Here is a 26,797-nt window from a genome sequence, read left to right as displayed (position 1 = left end):
TGATCGGCAGCGGCCACTCGACGCCGATCTCGGCGTAGCTTCTTCACCTCTCCCCATCGGGGAGAGGTGATCGAGTGCCGCTGTCACGTTTTTTCAAACTACCAATCCAAGGACTCCCCATGACACTCGATCCCCAACTGCGCGACAAGATCATTGCCGCGGTCGAAAAGAACTTCGACGCCCAAATCAAGTTCACTCAGGATATGGTTCGCCACGTCTCGACGCGCGGCAACGAACACACCATGCAGGACTTCATGTTCCGCGCCATGAAGGAACGCGGCTACAAGATGGAGCGCTTCGAGATGGACCGCGCGGCGCTGGCCGCCCATCCGGGCGCCGGGGCCTGGGACGAGTTGCACTCGACCGCACCGATCGTCGTCGGCACGCATTATCCACGCGACGACAAGGGCCGCTCGCTGATCATGCAGGGCCACGTCGACGTGGTGCCGGCTGGCCCCCACGACATGTGGGCCACCGCACCGTTCGACCCGGTGATTCAGGGCGATTGGATGCAGGGCCGCGGCGCCGGCGACATGAAGGCCGGCTGCGCCTCCAACATCTTTGCGCTCGACGCGCTGAAAAGCCTCGGCCTGCAGCCGGCGGCCACCGTCTATCTGCAATCCGTCGTGGAAGAAGAGTCCACCGGCGACGGCGCGCTGATGACCCATCTGCGCGGCTACAAGGCAGACGCCGTGGTGGTGTCGGAGCCTTCCCACGAGACCATCACCCGCGCCAATATCGGCGTGGTCTGGTTCCAGCTTGAAGTCCGCGGCGTGCCGGTCCACGTGCAACGGATGGGGACCGGCGCCAATGCGATCGACGCCGCCTACCGCGTGATCGGCGAGCTGCGCAAGCTGGAAGCGAAGTGGAACGCGACCAAGGATACGATGGAGCATTTCAAGAACATCGACAAGCCGGTCAATCTCAACATCGGCAAGATCGTCGGCGGCGACTGGGCGTCCTCGGTACCGGCCTGGTGCAAGGTCGACATGCGGATCTCGCTGCTGCCCGGCAAGACCGCGGAAGCCGCGAAGAAGGAGATCACGGAATGCGTGGCGGCCTTCACGCGTGGCGACGCGTTCCTGTCGAACATCCCGCCGACCGTTACCTTCAATGGCTTCCAGGCCGAAGGCTACGAGCTGAAGCCCGGCTCCGACGCCGAAGCCACGCTGGCCGCGGCGCATGAGACGGTGTTCGGCCAGGAGCCGAAGCGCGAAATCTCGCTGGCCTATCTCGACAGCCGGGTTTACGCGCTGTTCGATGACATCCCGACGCTGAACTACGGCTGCATCTCGCGCGGCGTCCACGGCTTCGACGAAGGCGTCAATCTGCCGTCGCTGAAGAAGACCACGACGACACTGGCGCTGTTCATCGCCGAATGGTGCGGCGTCGAGTCCATCCAGGCCTGAGCCAGCTCAGCGACCGGCCGCGCATCGGCGGCCGGTCAGGATGGAGGATAGTCCAGTTCTGTAATGGCGGCCTTGATCTGCGCGGCGAGATCCAGCAGCGGACCCCACAGGCTTTCGACCACCTCGGCGGATGACCGCTCCGAGGTCACGCTGACATTGACGACGTAAATGGGGCGGCCCTCCAGGACGACCGGCGTGGCGAGCGCAGTCACTCCCGGCTGCCAGGTCGCAAAGCAATATTGCCGTCTTTGAATACTGCTGGCGGCGCCGGCAATTTCCTGCTCGATCAGCGACCATCGTTTGCGTCCCTTGGCTTTCAATTCGGCCAGCAGCGCCGACTTCTCGGGCTCCTTGGCGACGGCCAGAAACGCCCGACCTAAAGCCGTGAGCTCGATGGGCACCCGATGTCCGGAGACCACGGCACGCTGGGACGCCCGGCTATTGAAGCGCACGGACTCCAGGTACACCATCTCGTCGCCATCTCGCACTGCGAGACCGACATTGATGCGCATGCGCCGAGCCAGCGCCTTCATGAGCGGCGTGGTGACGCGCACAACGGACGATCCCGTGCGTATGGCATGACCGAGGCTGAGCACCGCGGCGCCAAGCCGGTAGGCCCGCTGCACCGGGTCATGTTCGAGATAACCGACCCGAACAAGAGTTTGCGTCAGCCTGCTGACGGTCGCCGGAGACAGTCCCGTTCGTTCCGACAGCTCGCCGTTGCCGAGCAGCTCGGCTCCCGGCCTGAACGCCCTGAGCAACGCCACGCCCCGTTCGAGCGAACGATTGGCCGGCGCCTTCCGTGGAACAAAGCGTGCCGCGTCCATGCTGGCGATCCAATCCGGGTTCCTAGCCGTTCAATAGAACAATCCCTCCAATTCCACCAGTTGGAAATGATGGGGCGGCGGCCGGTCCCGGTTCTGCTAGTGGCTTGGGTGAGGCGGCCTTGGCCTACCTCCGAGAGCGGCACGACTGAGATGCCGCGGTTAAACCCATTGGAGGTAAGCATGTCCAGGACGCGCACGACGCAACGACCCGCGACCGGTTCCGTAGCCCAGGCTTCGCCACATCGGCCAAAACTCCCGCTTCACCACATGATCGCGTCCGCGCTAATGGGTGCCTTGATGGTCGCGGGATCGGTGCCTGCTCGCGCCGAATACCCCGAGAAGATCATCAAGCTCGTGGTTCCTTCGCAGCCGGCGGCGGGACCGACATCGTTTCCCGGACGCTGGCGCAGGCAGTCTCGACCGACTTGAAGAAGTCGATGATCGTCGAGAATCGGCCAGGCGCGGGCACAATCCTCGGCACCCAGGCCGTCGCGACTAGCGATCCGGACGGCTACACGCTGCTGATGGCCACCTTTGCCCATGCCGTCAATCCAAGCCTGAATGCCAAGCTCCCGTTCGATCCGCACAAGGACTTCGCGCCGGTTTCATTGATCGCAAGGTCGTTCAATATCGTGGTGGTCAGCCCCTCGTCGAACATCAAGTCGATTGCCGACCTGATAGCTGAAGCCAGGAAAAATCCGGACAAGATGAACTACGGCACGTTCGGTATCGGAACATCGGCTCATCTCGCCGGCGAGCTGTTCAACGTCATGGCCAATGTGAAAATGACCACGGTGGCCTACAAGGGCGCCGCACCTGCGATCAGCGATCTGCTCGGCGGGCAGATTCAAGTGATGTTCACAACAGTGGCGAGCGCCGGGGCGCTCGTCGAGTCCGGACAGCTGCGCGCCATTGCGGTGACCTCACCGGAGCGCTCGCCGGCCTACCCCAATATTCCGACCGTGGCGGAATCCGGCGTCCCGGGTTATGCGGCGGAGTCGTGGTACGGCCTGTACGCACCTGCGAAAACACCGGCACCGATCATCGACCGCCTGAACAAGGCGACCAGAGATGCGGTCAGCGCCGGCGCATTCAAGCGCCTCGAAACCAATGAGGGGCTCATCATGGTGGGCAGCTCACCCGCGGAACTGGACGCGTATGTGCACAGCGAGGAGATCCGCTGGGCCAAGCTGATCAAGGACGCCAACATCAAGGCCGAATAATTTCCGACCGGCAATCCCTGCGGATCGCCTGCGATTTGTCCCGCGACGATTTCTACAAACGACGATGAAAGAGAAACATATGACCGGTCTTGTCCAACTATCGATCGATGACGGCGTTGCGATCATCACGCTGCATCGGCCCGAAGTCCGCAATGCGATCAATGACGAGATGCGGGCCGAGCTGATATCCATCATCGAGCAGGTCGGGAATGACAACGCCGTTCGCGCGGTCGTCTTGACTGGCAGCGGCCAGTCGTTCTGCTCCGGCGGCGACGTCGGCGGGATGAAAGAGCGGCTTGCGGTCCCGGCCGGAGACGTCGCCTTCAATGGCTGGCGTCGGCAGCAGCGAACACACAAAGGCGTGGCGGCGTTGCACGGCCTCGGCAAGCCGACCATCGCCGCAGTCAACGGCGCTGCCGCGGGGCTCGGCTGCGATATGGCACTGGCCTGCGATTTCATCGTCGCATCCGAAGAGGCCGTCTTCATGATGAGTTTCATCAAGAGGGGGCTCGTTTCCGACGGCGGCGGCATGTATTTTCTTCCCCGCCGCGTCGGACTGTCCCGCGCCAAGGAGCTCATCTTCACGGGGCGCTCGGTCGCGCCGACGGAGGCGCTCGATATCGGTCTGGCAGACCGCGTCAGCCCCGCCGCCACGCTTGTGAGCGATGCTGCAGCGTGGGGACGCGAGCTCGGGCGCGGCTCCAGCGCGGCGATCGCGTTGTCGAAAGCCATTCTGGACCGCACCTTCGAAACCGCCGAGGAGCAGGTGTTTGCCCTCGGGCGTGAGGCCCAGGCGATCTGCTACACCACCGCCCAGCATCACGACTCCGTAGCCGCATTTCTCGACAAGTCAAAGCGTCGGGAGCGTTGACATGAAGTCGCTGGATCGCCTGATCAGCCCCCGCAGCGTCGCCATCATCGGCGCGTCGACCGACGCCGGCAAGCTGACCGGCCGGCCGCTCGCCTTCCTCGAGAAGTACGGCTACGCCCACGAAATTCTGCCGGTCAATCCGCGCGTCTCGTCGATCGGTCGCCATCCCTGCTTCGCGGACGTTAAGGCGCTTCCGCACGCGCCTGACGTGGCGATTGTGCTGGTAGGTTCAAGCCGCGTCGTCAATATCGTCCGCGATCTCGCCGCGATCGGAACCGGCGCCGCCATCGTGCTAGCCGGCGGCTTCGGAGAGAGCGGTCCGGAAGGTGTGCAGCGGCAGCAAATGCTCAAGGAGGCCGCGGGCACCATGCGCATCCTCGGGCCCAACACGATCGGGCTGGTCAATGTCACCGACGGCGTTGTGCTGTCTGCAAGTGCCGCGCTTGGGGTCAACGCACTGCTTCCCGGTTCTACCGCGCTGGTATCGCAGAGCGGCGGCATCCTCGGCTCCCTGCTCTCGCGCACCGATGCGCTCGGCATCGGATTTTCGAAGCTGATCGCTACCGGTAACGAGGCGGATGTCGATGTGTCGGATCTGATGGAGTATCTGATCGACGACCCCGCGACAAAAGTGCTGGCGCTGTATCTCGAAGGCCTGCGCAAGCCCCAGCAGTTTCGCGACGCCGCGCTCCGAGCGGCGAAAGCGGGCAAGCCGATCGTCGCATTCAAGGTCGGGCGGTCGTCCGCAGGCGCTCAGTCGGCGGTCTCCCACACCGGCGCCCTGGCGGGCTCCGATGCAGCCTACGACGCATTATTCAAACAGCTCGGCATCATCAGGGCTGAGCGGTTCTCGGACCTGCTCGACTTTCCGCTGGTCCTCGGTGGCGGCCGTCATCTGGCGGGGCGGCGTCTGGCCGTGATCACCTCCACGGGGGCGCAGCCAGCCTGGTGGCGGATGCCGCCGGTCTCGCGGGTTTCGACGTGCCGGCTCCCGAGCCGGCAACTGCCCAACGCCTGAACGCCCTTGCCATCCCCGACGCGGTGCTCGACCGCAATCCGATCGATGTGACCCTTGCCGGGGTCACGCCGCAATACTTTCGCGGAGTCATTGAGGCCGTTCTGGAAAGCGCGTCCTACGATGCGGTCGCAGTCATCCTCGGATCGTCCTCGATGACCCAGCCCGAGATTGTCGGCGAGCCATTGCGCGAATGCTTTGCCCGGTTCGACAAGCCGATCATCGCCTTCGCCAGCCCGCACGCGCCGGACGCCGTGCGGCATTTCAATCTGGCGGGCATTCCGACTTTTGCAGCACCGGAATCGTGCGCCGCAGCCCTGTCGGCGTTGTGGCGCTGGCAGAATGCTCCTGCCCCGGCACCGACCATCGTTGCGGAGAAAAAACCGTCCGACGCCGGCATCCTGGCGATGCTGCGGCCCGGCCCGCTCAATGAATATGAGAGCAAGGCGTTGTTCGCAAAGTTCGGAATGCCAATCGCGCGCGAATTCTGTGCCCAGACCCCCGTGGAAGCACAGGCATGCGCCGGCCGTTTTGACGGCAACGTCGTGGTCAAGGTTCTTTCGCGTGATGTCCTCCACAAGTCTGACGTCGGCGGCGTGGCCGTGAACATTGCCACGGCCGACGTCACCGCAGCCTGCAAGCGCATGGCCGGCGCATTCACGGCGGCAACCGGCCTGGCGCCGGAGGGCTTCCTGGTGCAGGAGCTGGCCAAGGGCGTCGAGCTGATTATCGGCTTCAAGGCAGATGAACAGCTCGGCCATTGCATCCTGCTCGGGATGGGCGGAGTCGCCGCCGAACTGTACAAGGATACGTCACTGCGGCTGGCGCCGATCACGCGAAATGACGCGCGCGAGATGATCGACGAGTTGAAGTCTGCTCCGCTTTTGAAAGGCTATCGCGGCCGTCCCGAGGCGGATATTGATGCCTTGCTGGATGCGTTGATGGCTTTCTCGGATATGGTCGGCACCATCGGCGACCATCTTCTGGAGGCGGAGATCAACCCGCTGTTCGTGGGAGCGAAAGGCAATGGCGTTCGCGCCGCGGATGGCGTCGTGGTGGTGAAGGCGCCGGAGTGCTGACGGCCGTAGCGCGATGCCGGCTAAGCGCCCGGCATCGCGTGGCGCGCGTTGAAGAACAGCTCCACCAGCGCCCCCTTGGTGCCGAACAGCGCAAAAATATATTCGGGCAGCGCGATGTCCATCTCCGACACCACGACTTTCGCGATGCGGTCCGTCCGGCTCGAGCCGTGCTCCCACAGGAAGCCGACGCCGAGCCGGTTGGCGACCGCCTCCAGCATGCCTTCCCGGCTGTTGACGACAATGGCCGGTTCCGGCCGCAACCCTGATGCGCGGAATGCCTTGTCGACGATGCGCTGGGTCGACGAATTGCGCGTGCGAAACACCAGCGGATATTGCATCAGGCCGGTGATGGACATCTGCCCTTGCACATTGAGCGGATGTTCGGGATGGCATATCGCGACCACCCGCTGACTGAGGCAGACCTCGCAGCGGAACCGGCGATCCTGCGGCACCTCGGGGAGCACGGCGACATCGACGCGCTGGTCGATCACCGCAGCCATGATTTCCGACCAGTTGCCGATTTCGATGCGGACCTGGATCTTCGGGTAAAGTGCCTTGAAGGCCGAAATGAGCGCCATTCCCGGCATCGAATTGCCCAACCCGACGCGCAACTCACCTCCGGCAAGTTCCTCGCGCTGTTCGAGAATGCCGATCGCATCGGCTTCCATCGCCGCCAGCCGGCTGGTCGTGGCGTACAGCTGGCGACACAGCGGGGTCGCCATCAGATGATGGCCGTGGCGGTCGAACAGCTTCACGCCGAAGTCGGCCTCAAGGTCGCGGACCAGCTGGGCGATCGAAGGCTGCGAAACACCGAGACGTCTTGCTGCGGACGAAAAATTGCCGGTTTCGAACACGGCATTCACGGCGCGCATGCGCGCCGACGTCAAAGCCACGATTTTGCGCCTTCTGCCTGACAACAGCGGTATGGCGGAAACCAACAAAGGAGACCGTTGGATTCAACATAGGAAACTCCTTGACTGTTATGTGACTGTCAACTCCGCCTCTTAACCATCGCCCGTTGCTGCATTGCAGTCGGGGTACGGACGATGGCCAGAATAGAACTCAGCGCGATCCGCAAATCGTTCGAATCGACGGACGTCCTGAAGGGCGTCGAGCTTTCGATCGAGGACGGCGAGTTCATCTCGCTGGTCGGCCCCTCCGGCTGCGGCAAGTCCACGCTGTTGCGCATCATCGCCGGGCTGGAATCACAAACCTCCGGCGAGGTGCGCATCGATGGCGCCCAGGTGGATGGAATACGCCCGAGCGCCCGCAACCTGGCGATGGTGTTCCAGTCCTACGCGCTCTACCCGCATCTCAGTGTGTTCGAAAACATCGCCGTTCCACTGCGCATGAAGCGCCTGTCGGCCTTTCAGCGGCTGCCGCTGCTCGGACGACTCATCCCGGGGCGGCGTCACACCGAACGCGGCATCAGCGCGGACGTGGAGAAGGTCGCCGCGCAGCTCGAAATCTCGCCGCTGCTGCACCGCAAGCCGGGCCAGCTGTCCGGCGGACAACGCCAGCGCGTGGCGGTCGGCCGCGCCATCGTGCGCCAGCCGGTGGCGTTCCTGTTCGACGAGCCATTGTCGAACCTCGACGCCAAGCTCCGCGTCCACATGCGCGCCGAAATCGCCCAGCTGCATCGCCGGCTGAAAACCACCTTCATCTATGTCACCCACGACCAGGCCGAGGCCATGACCATGTCCGGACGGATCGCGGTGATGATCGCGGGCGAACTCGTGCAGGTCGGCACGCCCACGGACGTCTACGAGAATCCGCGCGACATCCGCGTCGCGGAGTTTGTCGGCAGCCCGAAGATCAATGTTCTGCCGGGCGCCATCCGTACCGATGGCGGCCTTGAAGTCTTCGGCCGCAGCCTCGCTTTGTCGACAGCGGGGGCCGCCGGCGTATGCAGGATCTGCGTGCGTCCGGAGCGGATCGAACTCGGCACAGGCCCGTTCGCCGGCCATGTCGTGCATCTCGAAAACATGGGCTCCGAGGCGTTCGTCCACATCGGTATCGACGGCATGGACGCTCCGCTCGTCGCCCGGATCAATGATCCCCGGCACTTGCCCGAGATCGGCAGTTCGATTGCCTGCGGCTTCGCCCCCGACGCCGTGCGCGCGTTCGACTCCGGCGGCAAACGCATCGACGCCGTCGGCCAGGCGAGGCTCGAGCGGGTGCGGGAGATCGCCCTTGTCTGACGCCGCACTGACACTGGCCGGAAGCACGGCCGACCGCACGATGTCGATAGCACGCATCGGCATGCGCCGGACGGGCGCATCGCGGACCGCGCTGCTGCTGGTCGCGCCCGCGGCAGTGCTGATAGCCATCGTGCTGCTTGGCCCGCTGGCCAGCGTGCTGGCATTGTCCTTTACCGACTACCAGCTCGGTGCCCCGTCCTTCTCCTGGATCGGCATGGCCAACTACCAGGAGATGATGGCCGACAAGGTGTTCTGGATATCGCTGCGCAATACCCTGACCTACGTCGCGATCGTGGTTCCGGGCTCGGTAGCACTCGGGCTCGGCATCGCGCTGCTGATCCAAAGCGGGACCAGCCTGCGCAGCTGGTACCGCACCATCTATTTTCTGCCGGTGATGGCCACCCTGATCGCCATGGCCATCGTCTGGGAGTTCATGCTGCATCCGCAATTCGGACTGGTGAACGGCGCTTTGCGCGGCATCGGCATCCAAGGCTACAGCTGGCTGCAGGATCGCCATACGGCGCTGTATTCGCTCTGCGCGATCGGTATCTGGCAGGCCGTCGGCTTCAACATGGTGCTGTTTCTCGCCGGCATCGTGTCGATCCCCAGGCAACTCTATGACGCCGCCGAGATCGACGGCGCGGCCAGCGCGTGGTCGCGGTTCCGGCTGGTGACATGGCCGATGCTCGGTCCCGTGACTGCCTTCGTCGTGGTGATCAGCGGCATCCGCTCGTTTCAGGTCTTCGATACGGTGCAGGTCCTGACCAAGGGCGGACCGTCGAAATCGTCCGAGGTGCTGATCTACACCATGTACACCGAGAGCTTCGAATTCTTCCGTTCCGGCTACGGCGCGGCGCTCACGGTCGTGTTCCTGATCTTCGTCCTGCTGCTGACGCTGGTGAAGTCTTTCCTCGCCGACCGCGGAGCGCACGACGCATGAAGCCGCATCCCCGATTTTCACCCTGGGCCCTCGCCCGCCACGCGGTGCTGCTGGGCGGCGCGCTCGTCATCCTGATGCCCTTCATCTGGATGATCTCCACCGCATCGAAACCGCAGACCGAGATCTTCTCCAGCAGCGTGCACCTGATTCCGCAGACCTTCGCGCTGTGGGACAATCTGCGCACCGCCTTCGTCAAGGCCGACCTGTGGCGCATCCTGCTCAACGGACTGATCGTCACGGTATCGATCTTCGTTCTCCAGATTCTGGTGGCGCTGCCGGCCGCCTATGCGCTTGCCAAGCTGCGTTTCCTCGGACGCGACACGTTGTTCGCGCTGGTGGTGTTCTGCATCCTGATCCCGCCGCAGGCGACCGCGATCCCGCTGTTCCTGCTGCTGCATCAGCTCGGCCTGCTGGACAGCTATGCGGCACTGATCCTCCCGTTCACGATTTCGGTGTTCGGCATCTTCCTGATGCGGCAGTTCTTCAAGACCGTGCCCGATGACCTGATCGACGCGGCGCGAATGGACGGCCTGTCCGAATTCGCGATCGTCTGGCGAGTGATGCTGCCAACCGCCATTCCCGCGGTGACGGCCTTCGGAATCTTCTCGGTGGTGGCGCACTGGAACGACTATTTCTGGCCACTGATCGTCATCAACAGCGAGCAGTTGCGGACCCCGCCACTCGCCGTCGCCAACTTTCGCAACAACGAGGCCGGCACGGATTTCGGACCGCTGATGGCCGCCGCCCTCGTCATCATCACCCCGCTCGTCATCGCCTTCCTGCTCGCGCAGCGCCGCTTCATCGAAGGCATCACCATGACCGGCATCAAGTAAGTCACCACACCCCACACCCAGGAGACGACAATGCTCAGAAAATGGATTGCCGCGGCCGCGATCGTGTTCGCTGCCGGCGCCGCGCAGGCGCAAACCCAGACCGAAATCACGATCCAGTATCCCTATCCGGAACTGTTCACCGAAACCCACAAGCGCATCGCCGAGGAATTCGCCAAGATCCGCCCGGACATCAAGATCGTCATGCGGGCGCCCTATGAATCCTATGAAGACGCCACGCAGAAGGTGCTGCGCGAGGCGGTGACCAAACAGATGCCCGACGTTTCGTTCCAGGGGCTCAACCGCGTTCGCGTTCTGGTCGACAAGAACATCCCGGCGGAAATGGATGGCTACATTGCCGCCGAAAAGGATTTCGACAAGCAGGGCTTCCATCAGGCGATGTATGACATCGGCACCGCCAGCGGCAAGGTCTACGCGCTGCCCTTCGCGATCTCGCTGCCCATCGTCTACCTCAACATGGATCTGGTGAAGCAGGCCGGCGGCGATCCCGCCAATCTGCCGAAGACCTGGGACGAACTGATCAAGCTTGCCGCGAAGATCAAGGCGCTCGGTCCCGACATCAACGGCATCACCTATGCCTGGGACATCACTGGAAACTGGCTGTGGCAGGCGCCGGTGTTCGCGCGCGGCGGCACGATGCTGAACGCCGACGAAACCAAGGTGGCGTTCGACGGTCCGGAAGGTAAGTTCGCAATCAAGACGCTGGCGCGTCTGGTGACCGAAGGCGGCATGCCCAACCTCGACCAGCCGTCGATGCGAGCCACCTTCGCCGCCGGCAAGACCGGCATCCACATCACCTCGACCTCTGATCTCAACAAGACCACGCAGATGATCGGCGGCAAGTTCGAGCTGAAGACGCACATCTTCCCCGATGTGGTATCTCCCGCTGGCCGACTGCCGGCCGGCGGCAACGTCGTGATGATCCTGGCCAAGGACAAGGCCAAGCGCGACGCGGCCTGGGAAGTCGTGAAGTTCTGGACCGGCCCGAGGGGCGCGGCGATCATGGCCGAGACCACCGGTTACATGCCGCCCAACAAGATCGCCAACGACGTCTATCTGAAGGATTTCTACGTCAAAAATCCGAACAACTTCACCGCGGTCAGCCAGCTTCCGCTGCTCACCAAGTGGTACGCGTTCCCCGGCGACAACGGTCTCAAGATCACCGATGTGATCAAGGACCACCTCAACACTATCGTCTCCGGCGCACGTGCCAAGGAGCCGGAAGCGGTGCTCGTCGACATGGCCGCCGATGTGCAGAAGCTGCTGCCGAGCACGTCCGCGCAGGCGCGCTGACCTCGGCAATCTCTCAACCATCCGTTCGTCAAACAGCGGAGCGCCACGAGCGCTCCGCGAACAGCCTTCAAGGGACCATGCTGCGATGAAATTCGTTATTCTGACCGACACCCATTTCGTCGCGCGTGGCCGCAATATCTATGGGCTTGATCCGGCCGAGCGGCTCGCCGCGGCGATCGAGCGGATCAACCGCGATCATCCGGATATCGCCTTCGTCATCGTCACCGGCGACCTCGCCCATTGGGGCGAGGATCCAGCCTATGAAAATCTCGCCGCAGAGCTCAGCCATCTGGTGGCGCCGACCATCCTGCTGATGGGCAATCACGACAAGCGCGATGCCTTCGGCCGTCACTTCCCGGGCGTGGCCCGCGATGCCGACGGCTTCGTGCAATCCATGCAGGTGTTCGACGCCGCGACGGTGGTCACGCTCGACACCCTGAACGAGGCGGCACCCAACCATGAGGGCCTGCTGTGCGAGGCGCGGCTGGCGTTTCTTGAAAATGCGCTGGCGTCCGCGCCGGAGGACCGGCCGTTGCTGCTGTTCCAGCACCATCCGCCGTTCGACAGCGGCCTGCGTTACATGGACACGATCCGGCTGGCCAATCCCGAGGCTGAATGGGACGTCATCGCGCGCACCCGCAAGCCAGACTACCTGTTCATGGGCCACCTGCACCGGCCGATCGCAGGAGTCTGGCGCGGCATCCCGTTTCATATCCAGCGCGCTCTGGCGCATCAGGTCGCATTCGATCTGGAGACCGCCAATCACATCCCGGGATCGCACGAGCCGCCGGACTACGCCCACGTGACGGTGGATGACGGACATATCGTCATTCACCAGTGCTCGTTCCTCTACGATGGACCGGTCTTCTCGCTGCAGGATCAGGCGGCACTGAACCGCGCCTGACGCGGCGGCGCGGCTTTAGCGCGTCGGGTTCGACCAGTTGCAGATGCCGCCGGAGCGACACGGCCATACCTGGATGCGGGTGTCCGAGGCCTGGGCGTCGAGCGGATTGCCGCGCGACCGGGCCAGTTTACGGCGCGGGCCGACCTGTGGCTTCGCCACAGGCGCGCGGGCCGCCTGCGTTGCGGGAGTGGCCGCGGCGGCCACAGGGGCCGGATCGGCCCTGGCTTCCACCGGTACCGCCTCGAACTGCGCCGGCGGCCCGAGCGGCTTCGGCGACAGCGCGGCGCGATTGAGGTCGAGGCGGAAGAACTCATCGGGACGGTAATTGTCAGCGCGCACGGCGCTACCGCCGAGCAACAACGCGCCGAGCGACGCCGCAACCAGAACTCCAGAAATCAGACGCTTCGCACTCATCACACGCCTCCTGACGCCGGCCGGCGACGGAACTACTCGCTTCTCAAATGTAGGCAGCGACGTCGGCAGTGCCAGCCCGGGGCGCCCCCGGCGATGCGCCGGGACGCCGTAAATCCTTGGAGCGTTAACGGCGCATTCGGCTGATTGATCCACCGCAATGCCTGGGGCTGTACCCGAGCGGATGCTGGCGGAAAATTCACCCTTGGAGAATGCCATGACCGCGCACGTCCAGCCCCCGGTGTCCCGAACCCTGATCGAGCGCCTGACCGATTGGCTGCAACGTCGCCGCGGCATCGGCGAGATGAGCCAGCTCGACGCCGCCGAGTTCGCCCGCATCGCCAGCGAGCTCGGCCTGGCGCCGCGCGAGCTCGACGCGCTGGTCCACCGCGGCCCGCACGCCGCCGACGAGATGCCGAAAATGCTGCGTGCACTTGGCTTTACCGAGGAATCCATCGCGAAAATCCAGCCCCCGCAGCGTCAGGAAATGGAACGGGCGTGTTCGCTGTGTCAGCACAAGATCGCTTGCGGCAAGGACCTCGCCGCCAACGCGGTCGCCGACCACTACGAATCCTATTGCAACAATGCCGACACCATCAACGATCTGGCACGCACATTACGCTGACGCCCGGGCTTGCCGCTGAACGGTCGCCGTGCACGGTAAGGTTGATTGGTTAGGTTAAGCGGCGGTTTGCGTTGCAGCGGGTGACCGAACCGATACGGTTCGGCTGTCGGGCAGAACGGGTGCGAAGTCGCTTTCCACCCCGATTTTAATTGCACGGCACGGGACCGTCGTTTTTTGCGCGTCGACGGTCCCACCCCTTTGGCCGGATCATTATCGCTTGACCGTCCGTCTCACGGGCCCCCGCGCAGCTTGATCCGTCTCAGCGGTTGCGCTTCGGTGCCGCCGGGACCGGGAAAGGCGCAAATGCGAAATCTGGGGATCGCGGCTGCCGCCGCCTTGCTGCTGGCGGGCTGCGCGTCCGTCACGCGCGGAACGACCGAAAACATTTCGATCTCGACGACGCCATCCGGCGCGCAGGCCGACGTGGCGGGGCTCGATATCCCGACCTCCTGCGTCACGCCCTGCGTGGTTCAGGCCAATCGCAATGCCGACATCACCGTAACGGTGAGCAAGCAAGGCTTCGAGCCACAGATCATCCCGCTGACCAAGGAAGTGCCCGGCAGCGGCGCTGCGGGCTTTGCCGGCAATATTCTGGCCGGCGGCATCATCGGCATGGGCGTCGACGCCGCGACCGGCGCCGCCCAGGATCACAAGCCGAACCCGGTCATCGTCACGCTGCAGCCGATCGCGCCGCCGGCGCCGCCGCCACGGCGCGCCGCACCAAGGCCGGCTCCCGCCAAGCCAAAGCCGGTGCCGGTCAGCTAACCGGCGATCTGCTCCAATCTCACGACATCGACCAGATGATCCGGCATCCCTTCGGCGAGTTCGACCACGTGCCGGTGATGTGTGAAGATGATCACCTGACGCTGCCGGCCGACGCTCGCCAGTAGCTGCAAAGACGCCGCGGTCCGCGTCTCGTCGAAGCTGGTGAGCAAGTCGTCTCCGATGAACGGCAGGGCCTCGCCCGCCCGGCGTTCCAGCAGGGCCAGGCGCAGCGCCAGGAACAGCTGATCGCGCGTGCCTTCGCTGAGACCCGCGACCGGCACACGCTCGTTGTCCGTTCTGGCGGCGACGAGGACAGGTTGGTCGTCATTGCCGTAGTCGACGCCAAGACCCGCGAACATCGCGCCGGTCGCCAGCGCGAACAACTCGCTCGCCCGCGCGATCAGCGGATCCTGCACCAATGCCCGGTGCCGCTCGATGGCGATTGCCGCCAGCCGCGCCGCCGCGCTGCGCAGCAGCCAGCGTTCGGAGATCGCCACAAGCTCGGCGCCGGCTTCGGCCCGCTCGGCGGCGGCCGAAGCGGCGTCTCGGCCCCTGATCAACACCTCGGTCTCGCGTTCGCGCTGATGCAGTTGCGCCGAGACGGCCTTCATCTGGTCGAGCAATTGCTCCAGCCGCATGGTTTCGCGGTCGATGTCGCCAGGCAGAAGATCGACATCGAGCCCGGCCTGCTCGGCGCGCAGCGCGTCTTCATCGAGGCCATCGGCGACCTCCAGCAGATCTCGTCGCAGCGCCTCACGCTCCGTCTCCAGCGCATGGCGCATCGTCAGACGGTCGAGCGGCACGACGAGCATCGCCGCGTCGGCCGCGCCGAGCGCCGTACAGGCGTCGCGCAGCACGGTCTCGATGGAGCTGCGTTTCAGCAGCAGTGCGGCGCGGCTGTCGCCGCGCTTCACGCCGGCGTCGCGCAGCCGCTGGCAGGCATCGGCGGCCATGCGCATCTTCGACAGGCGGTCCGCGAGACCGGCAAGGACCTGCTGCGGATCTGCCCCGTTCAGGTCTGGCGCCACCCGCCGCATCACATCCGCGACGTCGCGATCGAACGCCGCAAGGTCGGCCTCGATGCTCGCGACACGGTGACCTTCACTCTCCCAGTTCAACTTCGGCACGGCCACCGACTGCCAGACGATGAGTGCCGCTTCCGCTTCGGCGGGCGAGGCTGACGCCGCGAGGCCGCCGATCGGCTTCAGCGCCGCCGGCCAGAGCCCAGCCAGTTCGCCACGCGCCTGCGTCGCCCGCGCAAGCGCTGCGTCTGCCTCGGCGAGATCACGCTCAGCACGCTGCCTCGCGACGGCACGCTCCCGGGCGTCGGCCCAGCCCTTCTGCAATTCATCAAGCCGGCTTTTTGCCTCGCGAAACAGGATCTCCGCGGGAAGCGCATGCTGTGGCGTGCGCCCCATGCTTTCCAGCAATACCATCACACCGGCCTTTTTGGCCGCCTGGCTCTCGGATAACGCATCGAAATCCGCCTGCTGCACATCCAGCGCAGTCTGCCGACGCACGATCTCGCTGACTCGCTCTTGCCAGCGCGCCATGTCCGCCGGGGAGCGCGGGATAATGCCCGACGCCGTCCAGATACTCCGCCACGCGGCTTCGGCCTCGATGCGGCGCGCCCTCAGACCGTCGCGTGCGGCTTTGATGCGATCATGCTCGCGGCGGCTCTGCTCCAATCGCTCCTGCAGCGCTTCGCGGCGCGCAGCGCGTTCGGTGTCGGTCAGCAGCCGGTCGGTAATGATGTCGATGGCCTTCGTCGCGGATTCGAGGTCCGCCAACCGAGCGTTGCGCACGGCGGCTTCGCCATCGAGCGCACCACGCAAGTGCTGCAGCCGGACATCGCGGTCCTGCCGCGCGTCTTGCAGATCGGCGCGGGTGGATACCGCGCCATCGTTCGACAACCGCGCCAGGTCGATCTCCGCAGCCTCGATCACATCAGTCGTACTGTCGACCAGATCGGCAAGGCGCCCGATCTCCTTGTCGCCCAGCTCCGCGGCTTGCGCATGAGCAGCGATCACTGCGGGGTCGGGTATCGGCAGCGCAGCAAGTCCGTCGAGATCGCCAGCCGGCGGATCGAGCGCCGCATGGGCGGTCGCGACATTCTTGCGTTCAATCTGCAACGCGGCGGCGGCGCGGTGCAGCCGGTCGGCGTGGGTCGGGATATCCGCCAGCGCCTCAAGCCGTTGCCGCAGCGGCTCCGGATCCGTAACCTTATGCGCGACTGCATCATCCGACGTGAAACTTTGCAGTTCGTGCAGCGCTCGTGCGCGCTTTTCTTCGGCGTCGCGCTGCGATCGCTCGGCGCCCTGGAGGCGGTCGATCAGGTCGCGCACCAGTGCCAGCGCGGCATCCGTCGGCAGGCGGTGCAGCAACTCGGTGTGCGATGGCAGGCCAAGCCGATGCGCGGCAGCATTCAGCGTTTCCTGCGCGGCGCGGTGCGCCTCGCGTCGTCGCGGCAGGTCCTCCATCGCCTTGCGCACGGCGCCAAGCCGTTCGCGCAGGGCGTCGATCGCCGCGCCGGCCGACAGCAGGCCGTCATCCACCGCCATCGTCGCGATCGTATTCGCATCCGTGGCGGCGGCGGCATCGAGCGCTGCGACCTCGCCGGCAACCGCGGCATCCGCCGTCAGCGCTGCGCGCCACGACTCCACTTTCGTTGCCGGCACGATCGGCAAGTCTGCAAGTTCGGTGAGCGCGTCGCCGAGCGCCTGCAGCCGCGCCAGTTTCGAGCGCACGCGCTGCGTTCGCTGCAGGCGCGCCAGGTTACGGCCGGTTGCGGCATGATCGGCGGTGAGCGCGGCAAGGTACTGCCGTGCCTCCTGCACCGCGGCCTCGGCGGCTTCCAGCGCCTCGCGGGTGACGACGGCGTCGCGCAACGCCTTATCGGCAGCGTCGAGACGATCGGCCGCGAGATAGAACGGCTTGCTCGCCGACTTGCGCGGCGTGAACAGCTCGTCGGCCTCCGTCTTCAGCCGCTCGCGCAACCGCGACAGCGCGGTCATGCCGGCCGATCCGGCGGCCAGCGTCTCGGCCAGGCTGCCGCCGGCGGCGAGCAGATCGTGACCGCCCTGACGCAACGCCAGCGCGGTCAGGCCAAACTCGCGGCTGAACGTGTCACGCAGCACTCCGTCGAGAAATGGCGCCAGGCAATCGTCCGGCAGCGGCTGGTCGTTGCCGTCCACCAGCGTGTTCTTGTTACCCTTGCGGCGACGCACCGACAGGGTCCGCCCGTCGGAATGGCGCAAGTCGCCCCCGATCCGCAGCGTCTTGCTGTCGTGCCTGAAATCGTAGTCCGTCCGGCCGCCAAAGCCGAACAGTAGATCGGTGATTGCCGACAGCGCCGACGTCTTGCCGGCCTCGTTGGCGCCGAGCACCACATGGAGCGATGCATCCGGACGAAATGCCAGCGCGCGATCGGTTAAGGCGCCGTAGCGTTCCAGAGTGAGCCGTTCGATCCTCACGACGCCAGTTCCCCCGTGAGGTAGGCCCGCGCATCGGCCGCGAGCTTTTGCAGCAGTTCGGATTGATTTGCCGGGTCGTCGCGCAGGTCGCGCGGCAGCTTGTCGGAGACCGTCTTCATCAACTCGGCCAGCGCCGCAGCAAATTCCGGATCGTCGGCTGCGGCGCTCAGGAGATCCTCGACGCCGAGACTGTCTGCCGCCGACAACGGCGTCGCCATGCGGGGCGGCATCGACGTCGCCAGCTTGACCTGCTCGACCCAGCAATCCCCGGCAATGCGGAAACCGATGGCACGCGCCTCGTCGAGCAGGAACTCGCGCCGCGCCACCAGCTGGTTGTGCATCGTCGTGATGCCCGCCAGCGTGAGCCGCACGGCCAGCGGGCGCCCTTCGCTGCGACCGTGCAGCTCGCCGAGCATCGCGCCGATGCGGTCGGTGACGTCGCTTTCCTGCGCGAGACCGGACACATCGATGGATTCATGCGCCCAGCGCGCGCCGTCGAACACCAGCGGCTCCACGGCGACGATGCGGCCGTCCTCGACGGTGACACGCATCGCGCCTTTCGGGCCGGTCTCGCGAATGCTGCGGCCCTGCAGGTTGCCGGGATAGACAACCCAGGGATCCCTGCTCACGATCTCCGCGGCATGGACATGGCCCAGCGCCCAGTAGTCATAGCCGAACCGGCGCAGGTCATCGACGGTGCACGGCGCGTAACCGTCATGGCCGCGCGTTCCGTCCAACGAAGTGTGCAGCACGCCGATATTGAGCCAGCCCTCGCGGCGAGCCGGATAGGGTCGACGAAATTGTCCAGCACAAGCCGGGTGGGAAAGCTGCGGCCATGCAAGGCGACGCGGTGAGCATCGAGCGCGATGGTCTCCGCCTTGCGCGACGAGAAGAATTTTACGGAGTCGGGATAGGGCAGCGAGCGCGACATGCCGCTTTCGAAATCGTGGTTGCCCTTGACGATGACAGTCGGGATGCCGGCGCGGTGCAGTGCACCGATGGCGCGGACAAAGAACAACCCGGTGCTGACGTCGCGCCAGTCGCCGTCGAACACGTCGCCGGCGATGATCAGGAACGCCGCCTTGCTGTCGATGGCTTCGCTGACCAGCGCTTCCACCGCCCGGCGGCCGGCATGGGCGAAGCGCTCGGCCACCGCTCTGTCCTTGAGGCCGAGGCCGGCCAGCGGACTGTCGATGTGCAGGTCGGCGGCGTGAATGAAGCTGAAGCGCATGATCGTTGACGTTTCCATCCGCGGCAGATCCCGGATCGGGACGGCCTGTCGGAACCGCGCAAGTTGATCCATGCGGGTTCGGCGCAACCCCTTTTAGGGAGAAATCCCGTCCGCGATCAAGCCGGCAACCGGTCCGTCCGGCTCAGCTGCGCAGGCCGGGCGCTTCCTGGCCGGTGCGGGCGACATATTCAGTGTAGCCGCCGCCATATTGATGGATGCCGTCGGGCGTCAGCTCCAGCACCCGGTTCGACAGCGCGGCGAGAAAATGCCGGTCATGCGACACGAACAGCATGGTGCCTTCATATTGCGACAGCGCGGCGATCAGCATTTCCTTGGTCGCCATATCCAGATGGTTGGTCGGCTCGTCGAGCACCAGGAAATTCGGCGGATCGAACAGCATCTTGGCCATCACCAGCCGCGCCTTCTCGCCGCCCGACAGCACACGGCAGCGCTTCTCGACGTCGTCGCCGGAAAATCCGAAGCAGCCGGCCAGCGCCCGCAAGGACCCCTGCCCGGCCTGCGGGAAGGAATCTTCGAGATTCTGGAACACGGTGCGCTCGCCGTCGAGCAGGTCCATAGCGTGCTGCGCGAAGTAGCCCATCTTGACGCTGCCGCCGAGCGCCACCGTACCGTTGTCGGGCTTCGTGGAGCCGGTAACCAGCTTCAGCAAGGTCGACTTGCCGGCGCCGTTGATGCCCATCACCGCCCAGCGCTCTTTTCGCGCGACCATGAAATCGAGGCCCTGATAGATCGTCCGGCTGCCATAGCCCTTGTCGACACCCTTCAGGCTGACCACGTCGTCGCCCGAGCGCGGCGCCGGCAGGAAGTCGAACGACACCGCCTGGCGCCGCTTCGGCGGCTCGACGCGTTCGATCTTGTCGAGCTTCTTCACCCGGCTCTGCACCTGCGCGGCATGCGAGGCGCGCGCCTTGAAGCGCTCAATGAATTTGATCTCTTTCGACAGCATGGCCTGCTGGCGCTCGAACTGCGCCTGCTGCTGCTTCTCGCTGAGCGCGCGCTGCGCCTCGTAGAATTCGTAGTCGCCGCCATAGGTAGTCAGCGAGCCACCGTCGATCTCCACCACCTTGGTGATGATGCGGTTCATGAACTCGCGGTCATGCGAGGTCATCAGCAGCGCGCCATCATAGCCCTTGAGGAAGGCTTCCAGCCAGATCAGGCTTTCCAGATCGAGATGGTTGGAGGGTTCGTCGAGTAGCATCACGTCCGGACGCATCAGAAGAATGCGGGCCAGCGCCACGCGCATCTTCCAGCCGCCGGACAGCGCGCCGACGTCGCCATCCATCATCTCCTGGCTGAAGCTGAGGCCGGACAGCACTTCACGGGCCCGGCCTTCCAGCGCGTAGCCTTCGAGTTCCTCGAAGCGCGCCTGCACCTCGCCGTAGCGTTCGAGGATCTGCTCCATCTGGTCCGCCTGATCGGGATCGCCCAGCGCGTGTTCGAGTTCCTTCAGCTCGGCGGCCACCACGCTGACCGGGCCGGCGCCGTCCATCACCTCGACCACCGCGCTGCGGCCGAACATTTCGCCGACGTCCTGGCTGAAATAGCCGATGGTGATGCCGCGATCGGCAGAGACCTGGCCTTCGTCAGGCGGTTCCTGGCCGGTGATCATGCGGAACAACGTTGTCTTGCCGGAGCCGTTGGGGCCGACCAGGCCGATCTTCTCGCCCCTGTTGAGCGCGGCCGAGGCCTCGATGAACAGGATCTGGTGGCCGTTCTGCTTGGAAATGTTGTCTAGGCGAATCATGGCTCAGAACCTGGAATGGAAGGAGTTTCGGCCGCCCTTATGCCATATGCTGCGGCTGCGAAGAATGTTTCTGGCGTCAGGCGAGCAGTTTCGTGGCCCGGCACCGATCTGCCAGGCATAATTTAGGTGAATCAAATACTTATATGACACGCATCGCTTCAGCGCGGGGTGGCAACGATGACCCGCGCGCCGCTTTCGGCAAGACGCCTGCGCTGCTCCTCGGACGCACCGGCATCGGTCACCAGGGTCCACCGCGACGGCAGCGGCGCCCAGGCGATCTGCTCGGCACGGCCAAGCTTGCTGGCGTCGGCCAGAACGATGGCCTCCCTGGACTGCTCCATCATCAGCGATTTCAGGGCGACCTGCTCGAGATCCGCCTCGCACAACCCGCGGCCACCGACCACGCCATCCGCGCTCATGATGGCGCGGTCGGCGGTCATGCGGCGCAGCGCCTCGCTGGCGAGCGGCCCCATGGTGCTCATGCTGGTGCTGCGCAACACGCCGCCCAGCACGATCAGCTCGATGGCAGGCGCCTTGGCGAGAAAGGGCAGCAGAGCGAGATTGTTGGTGATGATGCGCAGGCGCCGTTGCAGCAGCAGACGGCCGAAGGCGGCCACCGTCGAGCCGGCATCGAGCACCAGGGTGTCGCCGTCCTCGATCAGGTCGAGCGCCGCCCGTGCAATGGCCTGCTTCTCGCTGCCGTTCACCGCCAGGCGCTGCTCCAGCGTCGTCTCGGCCGCCGGACCGGTGAGAATGGCGCCGCCATAGGTGCGTCGCACGGCGTTGGTCCGGGACAGATGCTGCAGATCGCGCCGCACGGTGGAGGCCGACACGTCGAAACGCCGGGCGAGATCGTCGACATCGATCTCGCCGCCGTTCAACGCGTCCAGCAGACGGGCGTGACGTTCTTTGCTGCGCATCGACATGGATTCTCGGACTCACGTTGAGTGTGTTGTAGGGTGGGCAAAGCACTTGCGTGCCCACCACACCCGATCCAGAACATCAATGGTGGGCACGGCGCAAGAGCGCCTTTGCCCACCCTACGATCGCAACGACCGCTTACGCCGCCTTGCTGCTCTTCGGCGCCAGCTCCGCGGCCTGCCGCAATGCCTCGATCAGGCTGCGCTCGTCGGCGATGCCCTTGCCGGCAATGTCGAAGGCCGTGCCGTGATCGACCGAGGTGCGGATCACCGGCAGGCCGACCGTGATATTGACGCCGGATTCCAGGCCGAGCACCTTGACCGGGCCATGGCCCTGATCGTGATACATGGCGACGACCATGTCGTAGTCGCCGCGGCCGGCCAGGAAGAACAGCGTGTCGGCCGGCAACGGGCCTTGCACATCCCAGCCCTTGGCCTTGCAGGCCTCGACGGCCGGCGTGATCTTCTCGGCTTCCTCGCCCTGACCGAACAGGCCGTTCTCGCCCGCATGGGGATTGATGGCGCAGACGCCGATCTTCGGATTGGCGATCCCCGCCTTGATCAGCACGTCATGGCCGCGCGTGATGACGCGCTCCACCAGACCCGGCTCGATCTTCCGGATGGCATCGATCAGGCCGATATGGGTGGTGACGTGGATGACACGCAGTTTTGGCGTGACCAGCATCATCGACACTTCCTTGGTGCCGGTCAGATGCGCCAGCAGCTCGGTGTGGCCGGGATATTTGTGGCCGGCGGCATGCAGCGCCTCCTTGGAGAGCGGCGCCGTGCAGATGGCCTGCGCAGCGCCCGACTGCACCACCTGGACCGCCTTCTCGATATAGCGATAGGCGGCCTCGCCCGCGATCGGCGACACCTGGCCGAACGGCAGATCGTCCGGCACGTTCTTCAGGTCGACGCATTGCACGGCCTTGGCGGCGAAGTCGGCATCCTCGGCGTTGACCAGCGAATCGACGTCGCGCTTCACGCCCACCATCGCCGCCGCCTTGCGCAGGCGCGCGGCATCGCCAATCACCAGCGGGTTGCAGATCTCGTTGGCGTAGGCTGCGCCAGCGCCTTCATGATGACTTCGGGGCCGATGCCGGCCGGATCGCCCATGGTGATCGCAATGGTGGGACGGGTCATGCAAAACTTCCTTTGGTTCGAACGGCACGCAGCCGTTCGGCAATACGGATCAGGCTCTGGTCGTCGCCGAAAGCGCCGGCCTTGGTCGCGATCGGCACAGACAATGCACCCAGGGTGAGGCCGAGCGATACGCCCGGCTCGATCTCGTCGGCGAGGCGGATGCCATTGACGCCGAAGCGCGACAGCAGCGCCGCGGCGGTCTCGCCGCCGGTCGCCGCGAAGGCGCCGATCGCCGGCGCCACAGTTGCCAGCACGTCGGCGAGGCCCTGCGACAGTTGCGCTCCCAGCGACATGTCCGGCTTTTCATTCATCGTGATCTCGACCAGCGCATCGCCGCCGGTCAACAGACGCATCTTCACCGCCGCCGCCAATCTCGCGCGGTCGGCGCCTTCGCCGAGCAACGTGTCAGGCGACACCGGGAAATGTTCGACGGTGCCGGTCGCTGCCAGTTGGCGCGCCGCGTCGCGGGATGCGCCGGCCAGCGAGCCGACGACAATCAGCGTGCCGAGTGCACTGGTCGGAATGCGCAGCGGCTCGGCGTCGGTGTCGGCATCGAGGCCGGCCAGCGCGTGCGCGAGACCGGCGCTACCGATGAAGAAGGTCGAGGCCGAGGCGTGCAGGCTGGCCTCGGCGATCAGATGCAGGTCGTGATCGGTTTCGGCATCGCAGGCGGCGACCATGTCGCCTTCGGCCGCCATGCGGGCAAACGTGGATTTCAACTCGCCGCCGCGCACCATGGCGAGGCTGACTTTCTCGCCGCGAATGCCCGCCGAGGCGAGCACGTCGACCAGATCGGCGGTGGGATAGGTGTGTTCGCGCACCCAGACCTCGGCCGTCTCGAGCGCGCGCCCCTTGACGCGAATGCGTCCGTCGATGGTGGTCCGGCCGGTGGCCGGAAAGGCCGGCGCGAACACGCCGAAGGCCGGACCCGACTGCGACGTGAGATGCTTCAATGCGGAGACGATTTCCGCCGCCGGCTGTCCCCGCAGCGTCGAGTCGATCTTCTTGAACAGGATACGCCCCGGCTCGGACAACCGCGCCAGCACATCGGCATGGCGGCGGCCTGCGGCCTCGGCCGACAGCGCCCGGCTCGCGGCATCGTAGGCCAGCACCGGCAACTGGCGATCCGACGCGTCGGCCACATCGTCCCACATCACCGCCGCCGCCCGCCCTCGTCTGCCGAAGGCGATGGCGCAGTCTGCAGCACCGGTGAGATCGTCCGCGAGGATCAGCCAGTCATTTGCCATGCTCAGTCGCCCGCCACGTTCGCCGCGGGCTTCATCATGGCGGAAACCTCCGCATCTTTCTCGACCGGTTCGACATCGCGGCCGACCTTGCTGGCGACCCACGAAGTGAGGATCGGCGTCAGGATCGCGGTCACTACCACGCAAGCGGCAATCAGGATGGTCGCGGGACCGGCGGCATCCGCATAGGCCGGATTGGCTGCTGCGACGATGGCCGGCACGGCCGCGGCATTGCCCGCGGTGGACGCTGCTGCGACACCCGCGACGCCATTACCGCCGGTCAAGCGATCCGCGAAGAACAGCGGAATGCCGGTCACGATGACGACGGCGACGCCCATGCCCAAACCGAGCAGGCCGGCCTGCCAGACCTGCGACAGATTCAATCCGGTCCCGAGCGCGAAGGCGAAGAACGGAATCATCACCGGCACGGCCTTGCTAAGAAAGGCGCGCATCTCACGGTCGAGATTGCCGATGATCATGCCGATCACCAGCGGCAGGATGGCGCCCACCAGCGCCTGCCACTGGAACGACGACAGGCCGGCGACGCCGAGCGTGATCATGGTCAGGAACGGGCCGCTTTCCAGCGTCATGATGGTATAGGCGCCGACGTCGCGCGGACGGCCATATTGCCCCATCAGCGCCATGTAGAGCCCGCCATTGGTGTCGTTCATGGCGGCGACGATGGCCAGCGTCGAGACGCCGGCAAAGATGCCGGCCGTGATCGGTGCTTCGCCGAGGAAGCGGCCGAAGATCAGGCCGAGGATCATGGCCACGCCGACCTTCACGATCAGCAGCGTGCCGCCCTTCTTGACGATGTAGGGCGTCGCCTTGAAGTCGATGCTGGCGCCCATGCAGACGTAGAACACGGCGAGGATGGTCAGGGCGCCGCCGGAGAACAGCGCACCGGTGAACGAACCGAAGAACTTCGGCGTTCCCGGAAAGAACGCCGCGATCAGCGCGCCGAGCAACAGCGGCACCGTCATCATGCCGCCCGGCACCTTCTCGATCGCGCGCTTGATTGGAATCTGCATCTTATGTCCTTCCGTCCCTGCACGATTGATTACATCGCGCATCATTCTAGAAATAGGAGCTTCTCTTGGATATAAAATGCTCATATTGCGCAATTTACAATCTAACTTGCGTGATATGCGCAGAAAAGTGAACCCACGCTTTCGCGAATGGCCGGTGAAGGCGCACGACATCATCGGCGTGCAGCGGCGGCGCCAGCAGCGGGGCCGCTGAAGGCGAACAGGTTGGTGCATGGATGAGGATCGAATATCGATCAGGCCGTGACGATGGACGGCCGGCTTGTTGGGAACAGGCGCACGGGGCGCAGCCAAAGGCCCTATTCGGGCTCGGGAGCATCAGGCCCCGGGATGGCATGGTCGGAGTGGCAGGATTTGAACCTGCGACCCCTGCGTCCCGAACGCGGGGTATCTATCGTAAGCTATTGAATTTATTCGTCCCGCCCTTCGATCTGACACGCTTTGTTCACGCTCAAAACACCCATTTCATTGCCAATTCGTTGCCCGTTCTGCGGCTGTTCGCTCCATCCTTTGGTGCTGGCCTGTTTCGACCCCTAGTGGCCTAGTTTGAAAATGGGAGTGGCCTGATTTGATTTGTTTGGAACCGAGCATAAGCAAGCCCGTTGTAAAATATCATCGATCTATCCTCGGTAGTCATCGGTGCCTGAGAGCGCATTTGCTCCAGCCCCTCCCCCAGCGGAGCGCTCTTATGGATCGGTTCATCCAACAAGAAAACTTAGCGCTTTTCAAAAAGCGCCTCGCAGAACCTCATACTGCTGCTGAGCACGAAATATTGTTGAAGCTCAAAGCCGAGGAGGAAGTAAAATTTTGCGCCCCGGAAAAGGGGCAGTAAGACCGCCTCAGTTGGCGGCCTCTTTTATTGCGGCTTCGACTTGTTCAGAAGCTCTAAGAGGTACTGGCCTGTTTCCGGACATAGTGACCTAATTTGAAAATGGCAGTGGCCTATTTCGCGGTGCGAAATTGTTCTGGCATTATCTGTATAGAAGCGCACAGTACGTAGATCACCGGCAGTCCTCATAGGCGTCCATGTCATGCAGCGAGACATGATCGAGCGTGACGCCGTTGATATAGGTGCTGATGGCATCGATCATCGGATTCCAGCGATTGCCGGACTCCAGGCAGGTGCTGGCGGCGGCGTCCGGCTCGTTTTCCGCGGCGGCCTCGGCACGGTCGTAAAACGTGTCGATCGCCTTGAAGAAATCGATCCGGTCGGCCTTCGGGAAGCTGCGCTCGTAGCTGCCCTCGCGCCACGGCGCGCGGGCCTTATCGATGGCGAAGTCCAGTTGCTTCGCGATGGCAACGAAGGAGTTTTTGTCAGCGGAGTGCAGCCAGCCGCAGCCCATGTCGAATGCGACGGCGGCCGCCGCCATCACGGTGTGCGCGCGGCCGCCGATGCGGTCACGGGCCTCCAGCACGATCATCGTGCGGCCGGACCCTTCCAGCGCGCGGGCGGCGCCGAGGCCGGCGGCGCCGGCGCCGATGATGGCGATGTCGACGTCGGAAGGAAGGCGTGCGGTCATCGGTTTCTGGCTTCGCGGCAGATCCATCGACGACCCTCCGC

Annotated in this window: 24 protein-coding genes and 1 pseudogene; 13 read left to right on the top strand and 12 right to left on the bottom strand. The window is 64.8% G+C overall.

Annotation, left to right across the window (positions count from 1 at the left end):
* The first annotated feature begins 119 nt into the window (after nucleotides 1–119).
* On the top strand, nucleotides 120–1,409 hold the full coding sequence (locus ONR75_RS07980) for an ArgE/DapE family deacylase (RefSeq protein ID WP_265082120.1): 1,290 nt from the start codon (nucleotides 120–122) through the stop codon (nucleotides 1,407–1,409).
* Between the two features lie 35 nt (nucleotides 1,410–1,444).
* Here the strand turns inward: ONR75_RS07980 and ONR75_RS07975 are convergent, their stop codons facing one another.
* Nucleotides 1,445–2,236 (bottom strand): IclR family transcriptional regulator, encoded by a 792-nt coding sequence (locus ONR75_RS07975; protein WP_265082119.1) that lies wholly within the window; start codon nucleotides 2,234–2,236, stop codon nucleotides 1,445–1,447.
* A gap of 437 nt (nucleotides 2,237–2,673) precedes the next feature.
* On the opposite strand from ONR75_RS07975, the gene ONR75_RS07970 reads away from it, so the two are divergent.
* The 4 genes from ONR75_RS07970 to ONR75_RS32400 all read left to right on the top strand — a co-directional run bounded on the left by ONR75_RS07970 (nucleotide 2,674) and on the right by ONR75_RS32400 (nucleotide 6,424).
* Nucleotides 2,674–3,459, top strand: coding sequence for a tripartite tricarboxylate transporter substrate binding protein (locus ONR75_RS07970; protein WP_265082118.1), 786 nt, complete (start codon nucleotides 2,674–2,676; stop codon nucleotides 3,457–3,459).
* 64 nt (nucleotides 3,460–3,523) lie between these two features.
* A complete protein-coding gene (locus tag ONR75_RS07965) occupies nucleotides 3,524–4,330 on the top strand; it encodes an enoyl-CoA hydratase/isomerase family protein (protein ID WP_320109712.1) in 807 nt (268 codons plus the stop codon).
* A 1-nt stretch (nucleotide 4,331) separates the two neighbouring features.
* The gene (locus ONR75_RS32405) at nucleotides 4,332–5,348 is read left to right on the top strand and encodes a CoA-binding protein (protein ID WP_320109711.1); all 1,017 of its coding nucleotides are present in this window, start codon (nucleotides 4,332–4,334) and stop codon (nucleotides 5,346–5,348) included.
* A complete protein-coding gene (locus tag ONR75_RS32400; protein ID WP_320109710.1) occupies nucleotides 5,279–6,424 on the top strand; it encodes an acetate--CoA ligase family protein in 1,146 nt (381 codons plus the stop codon). The genes ONR75_RS32405 and ONR75_RS32400 overlap by 70 nt, the downstream gene beginning before the upstream one ends.
* A gap of 20 nt (nucleotides 6,425–6,444) precedes the next feature.
* On the opposite strand, the gene ONR75_RS07955 is transcribed toward ONR75_RS32400, so the two are convergent.
* Entirely contained in the window at nucleotides 6,445–7,317 is an 873-nt protein-coding gene (locus tag ONR75_RS07955) for a LysR family transcriptional regulator (protein ID WP_265082116.1), read from the bottom strand.
* A gap of 153 nt (nucleotides 7,318–7,470) precedes the next feature.
* On the opposite strand from ONR75_RS07955, the gene ONR75_RS07950 reads away from it, so the two are divergent.
* The 5 genes from ONR75_RS07950 to ONR75_RS07930 all read left to right on the top strand — a co-directional run bounded on the left by ONR75_RS07950 (nucleotide 7,471) and on the right by ONR75_RS07930 (nucleotide 12,613).
* Nucleotides 7,471–8,625 (top strand): ABC transporter ATP-binding protein, encoded by a 1,155-nt coding sequence (locus tag ONR75_RS07950; protein ID WP_265082115.1) that lies wholly within the window; start codon nucleotides 7,471–7,473, stop codon nucleotides 8,623–8,625.
* A 40-nt stretch (nucleotides 8,626–8,665) separates the two neighbouring features.
* On the top strand, nucleotides 8,666–9,565 hold the full coding sequence (locus ONR75_RS07945; RefSeq protein ID WP_413776496.1) for a carbohydrate ABC transporter permease: 900 nt from the start codon (nucleotides 8,666–8,668) through the stop codon (nucleotides 9,563–9,565).
* A complete protein-coding gene (locus ONR75_RS07940; protein WP_265082113.1) occupies nucleotides 9,562–10,398 on the top strand; it encodes a carbohydrate ABC transporter permease in 837 nt (278 codons plus the stop codon). The genes ONR75_RS07945 and ONR75_RS07940 overlap by 4 nt, the downstream gene beginning before the upstream one ends.
* Before the next feature lie 30 nt (nucleotides 10,399–10,428).
* Nucleotides 10,429–11,709 carry an ABC transporter substrate-binding protein gene (locus ONR75_RS07935; RefSeq protein ID WP_265082112.1) on the top strand — a complete coding sequence of 427 codons (1,281 nt, stop codon included), beginning with the start codon at nucleotides 10,429–10,431 and terminating at the stop codon, nucleotides 11,707–11,709.
* Nucleotides 11,710–11,794: 85 nt separating this feature from the next.
* Nucleotides 11,795–12,613 carry a phosphodiesterase gene (locus ONR75_RS07930; protein WP_265082111.1) on the top strand — a complete coding sequence of 273 codons (819 nt, stop codon included), beginning with the start codon at nucleotides 11,795–11,797 and terminating at the stop codon, nucleotides 12,611–12,613.
* A gap of 15 nt (nucleotides 12,614–12,628) precedes the next feature.
* On the opposite strand, the gene ONR75_RS07925 is transcribed toward ONR75_RS07930, so the two are convergent.
* Nucleotides 12,629–13,027, bottom strand: coding sequence for a hypothetical protein (locus ONR75_RS07925; protein ID WP_265082110.1), 399 nt, complete (start codon nucleotides 13,025–13,027; stop codon nucleotides 12,629–12,631).
* 202 nt (nucleotides 13,028–13,229) lie between these two features.
* Here ONR75_RS07925 and ONR75_RS07920 point away from each other — a divergent pair, with 202 nt between their 5' ends.
* Nucleotides 13,230–13,649: a DUF6455 family protein gene (locus ONR75_RS07920; RefSeq protein ID WP_265082109.1), complete on the top strand. Its 420-nt coding sequence runs from the start codon at nucleotides 13,230–13,232 to the stop codon at nucleotides 13,647–13,649.
* 303 nt (nucleotides 13,650–13,952) lie between these two features.
* The gene (locus ONR75_RS07915; RefSeq protein WP_265082108.1) at nucleotides 13,953–14,414 is read left to right on the top strand and encodes a translation initiation factor 2; all 462 of its coding nucleotides are present in this window, start codon (nucleotides 13,953–13,955) and stop codon (nucleotides 14,412–14,414) included.
* On the opposite strand, the gene ONR75_RS07910 is transcribed toward ONR75_RS07915, so the two are convergent.
* The 8 genes from ONR75_RS07910 to ONR75_RS07880 form a co-directional block, all read right to left on the bottom strand.
* Nucleotides 14,411–17,887 (bottom strand): ATP-binding protein, encoded by a 3,477-nt coding sequence (locus ONR75_RS07910; RefSeq protein ID WP_265082107.1) that lies wholly within the window; start codon nucleotides 17,885–17,887, stop codon nucleotides 14,411–14,413. The genes ONR75_RS07915 and ONR75_RS07910 overlap by 4 nt on opposite strands.
* On the bottom strand, nucleotides 17,884–18,624 hold the full coding sequence (locus ONR75_RS32395; protein ID WP_320109709.1) for a hypothetical protein: 741 nt from the start codon (nucleotides 18,622–18,624) through the stop codon (nucleotides 17,884–17,886). The genes ONR75_RS07910 and ONR75_RS32395 overlap by 4 nt, the downstream gene beginning before the upstream one ends.
* On the bottom strand, nucleotides 18,513–19,136 hold the full coding sequence (locus tag ONR75_RS32390) for a metallophosphoesterase family protein (protein ID WP_320109708.1): 624 nt from the start codon (nucleotides 19,134–19,136) through the stop codon (nucleotides 18,513–18,515). The genes ONR75_RS32395 and ONR75_RS32390 overlap by 112 nt, the downstream gene beginning before the upstream one ends.
* Before the next feature lie 124 nt (nucleotides 19,137–19,260).
* Nucleotides 19,261–20,883, bottom strand: a complete 1,623-nt coding sequence (locus ONR75_RS07900; protein WP_265082106.1) for an ABC-F family ATP-binding cassette domain-containing protein — start codon at nucleotides 20,881–20,883, stop codon at nucleotides 19,261–19,263.
* Nucleotides 20,884–21,041: 158 nt separating this feature from the next.
* Nucleotides 21,042–21,803, bottom strand: coding sequence for a DeoR/GlpR family DNA-binding transcription regulator (locus tag ONR75_RS07895; RefSeq protein WP_265082105.1), 762 nt, complete (start codon nucleotides 21,801–21,803; stop codon nucleotides 21,042–21,044).
* Nucleotides 21,804–21,942: 139 nt separating this feature from the next.
* Nucleotides 21,943–22,836, bottom strand: coding sequence for a 4-hydroxythreonine-4-phosphate dehydrogenase PdxA (pdxA, locus tag ONR75_RS07890; RefSeq protein WP_265082104.1), 894 nt, complete (start codon nucleotides 22,834–22,836; stop codon nucleotides 21,943–21,945).
* A 106-nt stretch (nucleotides 22,837–22,942) separates the two neighbouring features.
* A complete protein-coding gene (locus ONR75_RS07885; RefSeq protein WP_265082103.1) occupies nucleotides 22,943–24,193 on the bottom strand; it encodes a four-carbon acid sugar kinase family protein in 1,251 nt (416 codons plus the stop codon).
* A gap of 2 nt (nucleotides 24,194–24,195) precedes the next feature.
* Nucleotides 24,196–25,221: a 2-keto-3-deoxygluconate permease gene (locus tag ONR75_RS07880; RefSeq protein ID WP_320109707.1), complete on the bottom strand. Its 1,026-nt coding sequence runs from the start codon at nucleotides 25,219–25,221 to the stop codon at nucleotides 24,196–24,198.
* 703 nt (nucleotides 25,222–25,924) lie between these two features.
* Here ONR75_RS07880 and ONR75_RS07875 point away from each other — a divergent pair.
* Nucleotides 25,925–26,068 (top strand): hypothetical protein, encoded by a 144-nt coding sequence (locus tag ONR75_RS07875; protein ID WP_265082102.1) that lies wholly within the window; start codon nucleotides 25,925–25,927, stop codon nucleotides 26,066–26,068.
* A gap of 178 nt (nucleotides 26,069–26,246) precedes the next feature.
* Here ONR75_RS07875 and ONR75_RS07870 read toward each other — a convergent pair.
* Nucleotides 26,247–26,756: pseudogene (locus ONR75_RS07870) on the bottom strand (FAD-dependent oxidoreductase); the annotation flags it as partial.
* Between the last annotated feature and the right edge of the window lie 41 nt (nucleotides 26,757–26,797).

This window comes from Rhodopseudomonas sp. P2A-2r, assembly GCF_026015985.1.
GTDB lineage: Bacteria > Pseudomonadota > Alphaproteobacteria > Rhizobiales > Xanthobacteraceae > Tardiphaga.
Note: the sequence above shows the minus strand (reverse complement) of the source record. Positions and strands in the feature narration are given on the sequence as shown.

Excerpts from the sequence above, each read along its gene's own strand:
- ONR75_RS07980 (WP_265082120.1), top strand. The coding sequence starts at position 120 with ATGACACTCGATCCCCAACTGCGCGACAAGATCATTGCCGCGGTCGAA.
- ONR75_RS07975 (WP_265082119.1), bottom strand. The coding sequence starts at position 2,236 with ATGGACGCGGCACGCTTTGTTCCACGGAAGGCGCCGGCCAATCGTTCG.
- ONR75_RS07970 (WP_265082118.1), top strand. The coding sequence starts at position 2,674 with ATGATCGTCGAGAATCGGCCAGGCGCGGGCACAATCCTCGGCACCCAG.
- ONR75_RS07965 (WP_320109712.1), top strand. The coding sequence starts at position 3,524 with ATGAAAGAGAAACATATGACCGGTCTTGTCCAACTATCGATCGATGAC.
- ONR75_RS32405 (WP_320109711.1), top strand. The coding sequence starts at position 4,332 with ATGAAGTCGCTGGATCGCCTGATCAGCCCCCGCAGCGTCGCCATCATC.
- ONR75_RS07950 (WP_265082115.1), top strand. The coding sequence starts at position 7,471 with ATGGCCAGAATAGAACTCAGCGCGATCCGCAAATCGTTCGAATCGACG.
- ONR75_RS07945 (WP_413776496.1), top strand. The coding sequence starts at position 8,666 with ATGTCGATAGCACGCATCGGCATGCGCCGGACGGGCGCATCGCGGACC.
- ONR75_RS07940 (WP_265082113.1), top strand. The coding sequence starts at position 9,562 with ATGAAGCCGCATCCCCGATTTTCACCCTGGGCCCTCGCCCGCCACGCG.
- ONR75_RS07935 (WP_265082112.1), top strand. The coding sequence starts at position 10,429 with ATGCTCAGAAAATGGATTGCCGCGGCCGCGATCGTGTTCGCTGCCGGC.
- ONR75_RS07930 (WP_265082111.1), top strand. The coding sequence starts at position 11,795 with ATGAAATTCGTTATTCTGACCGACACCCATTTCGTCGCGCGTGGCCGC.
- ONR75_RS07925 (WP_265082110.1), bottom strand. The coding sequence starts at position 13,027 with ATGAGTGCGAAGCGTCTGATTTCTGGAGTTCTGGTTGCGGCGTCGCTC.
- ONR75_RS07915 (WP_265082108.1), top strand. The coding sequence starts at position 13,953 with ATGCGAAATCTGGGGATCGCGGCTGCCGCCGCCTTGCTGCTGGCGGGC.
- ONR75_RS32390 (WP_320109708.1), bottom strand. The coding sequence starts at position 19,136 with ATGGAAACGTCAACGATCATGCGCTTCAGCTTCATTCACGCCGCCGAC.
- ONR75_RS07900 (WP_265082106.1), bottom strand. The coding sequence starts at position 20,883 with ATGATTCGCCTAGACAACATTTCCAAGCAGAACGGCCACCAGATCCTG.
- ONR75_RS07895 (WP_265082105.1), bottom strand. The coding sequence starts at position 21,803 with ATGCGCAGCAAAGAACGTCACGCCCGTCTGCTGGACGCGTTGAACGGC.
- ONR75_RS07885 (WP_265082103.1), bottom strand. The coding sequence starts at position 24,193 with ATGGCAAATGACTGGCTGATCCTCGCGGACGATCTCACCGGTGCTGCA.
- ONR75_RS07880 (WP_320109707.1), bottom strand. The coding sequence starts at position 25,221 with ATGCAGATTCCAATCAAGCGCGCGATCGAGAAGGTGCCGGGCGGCATG.
- ONR75_RS07875 (WP_265082102.1), top strand. The coding sequence starts at position 25,925 with ATGGATCGGTTCATCCAACAAGAAAACTTAGCGCTTTTCAAAAAGCGC.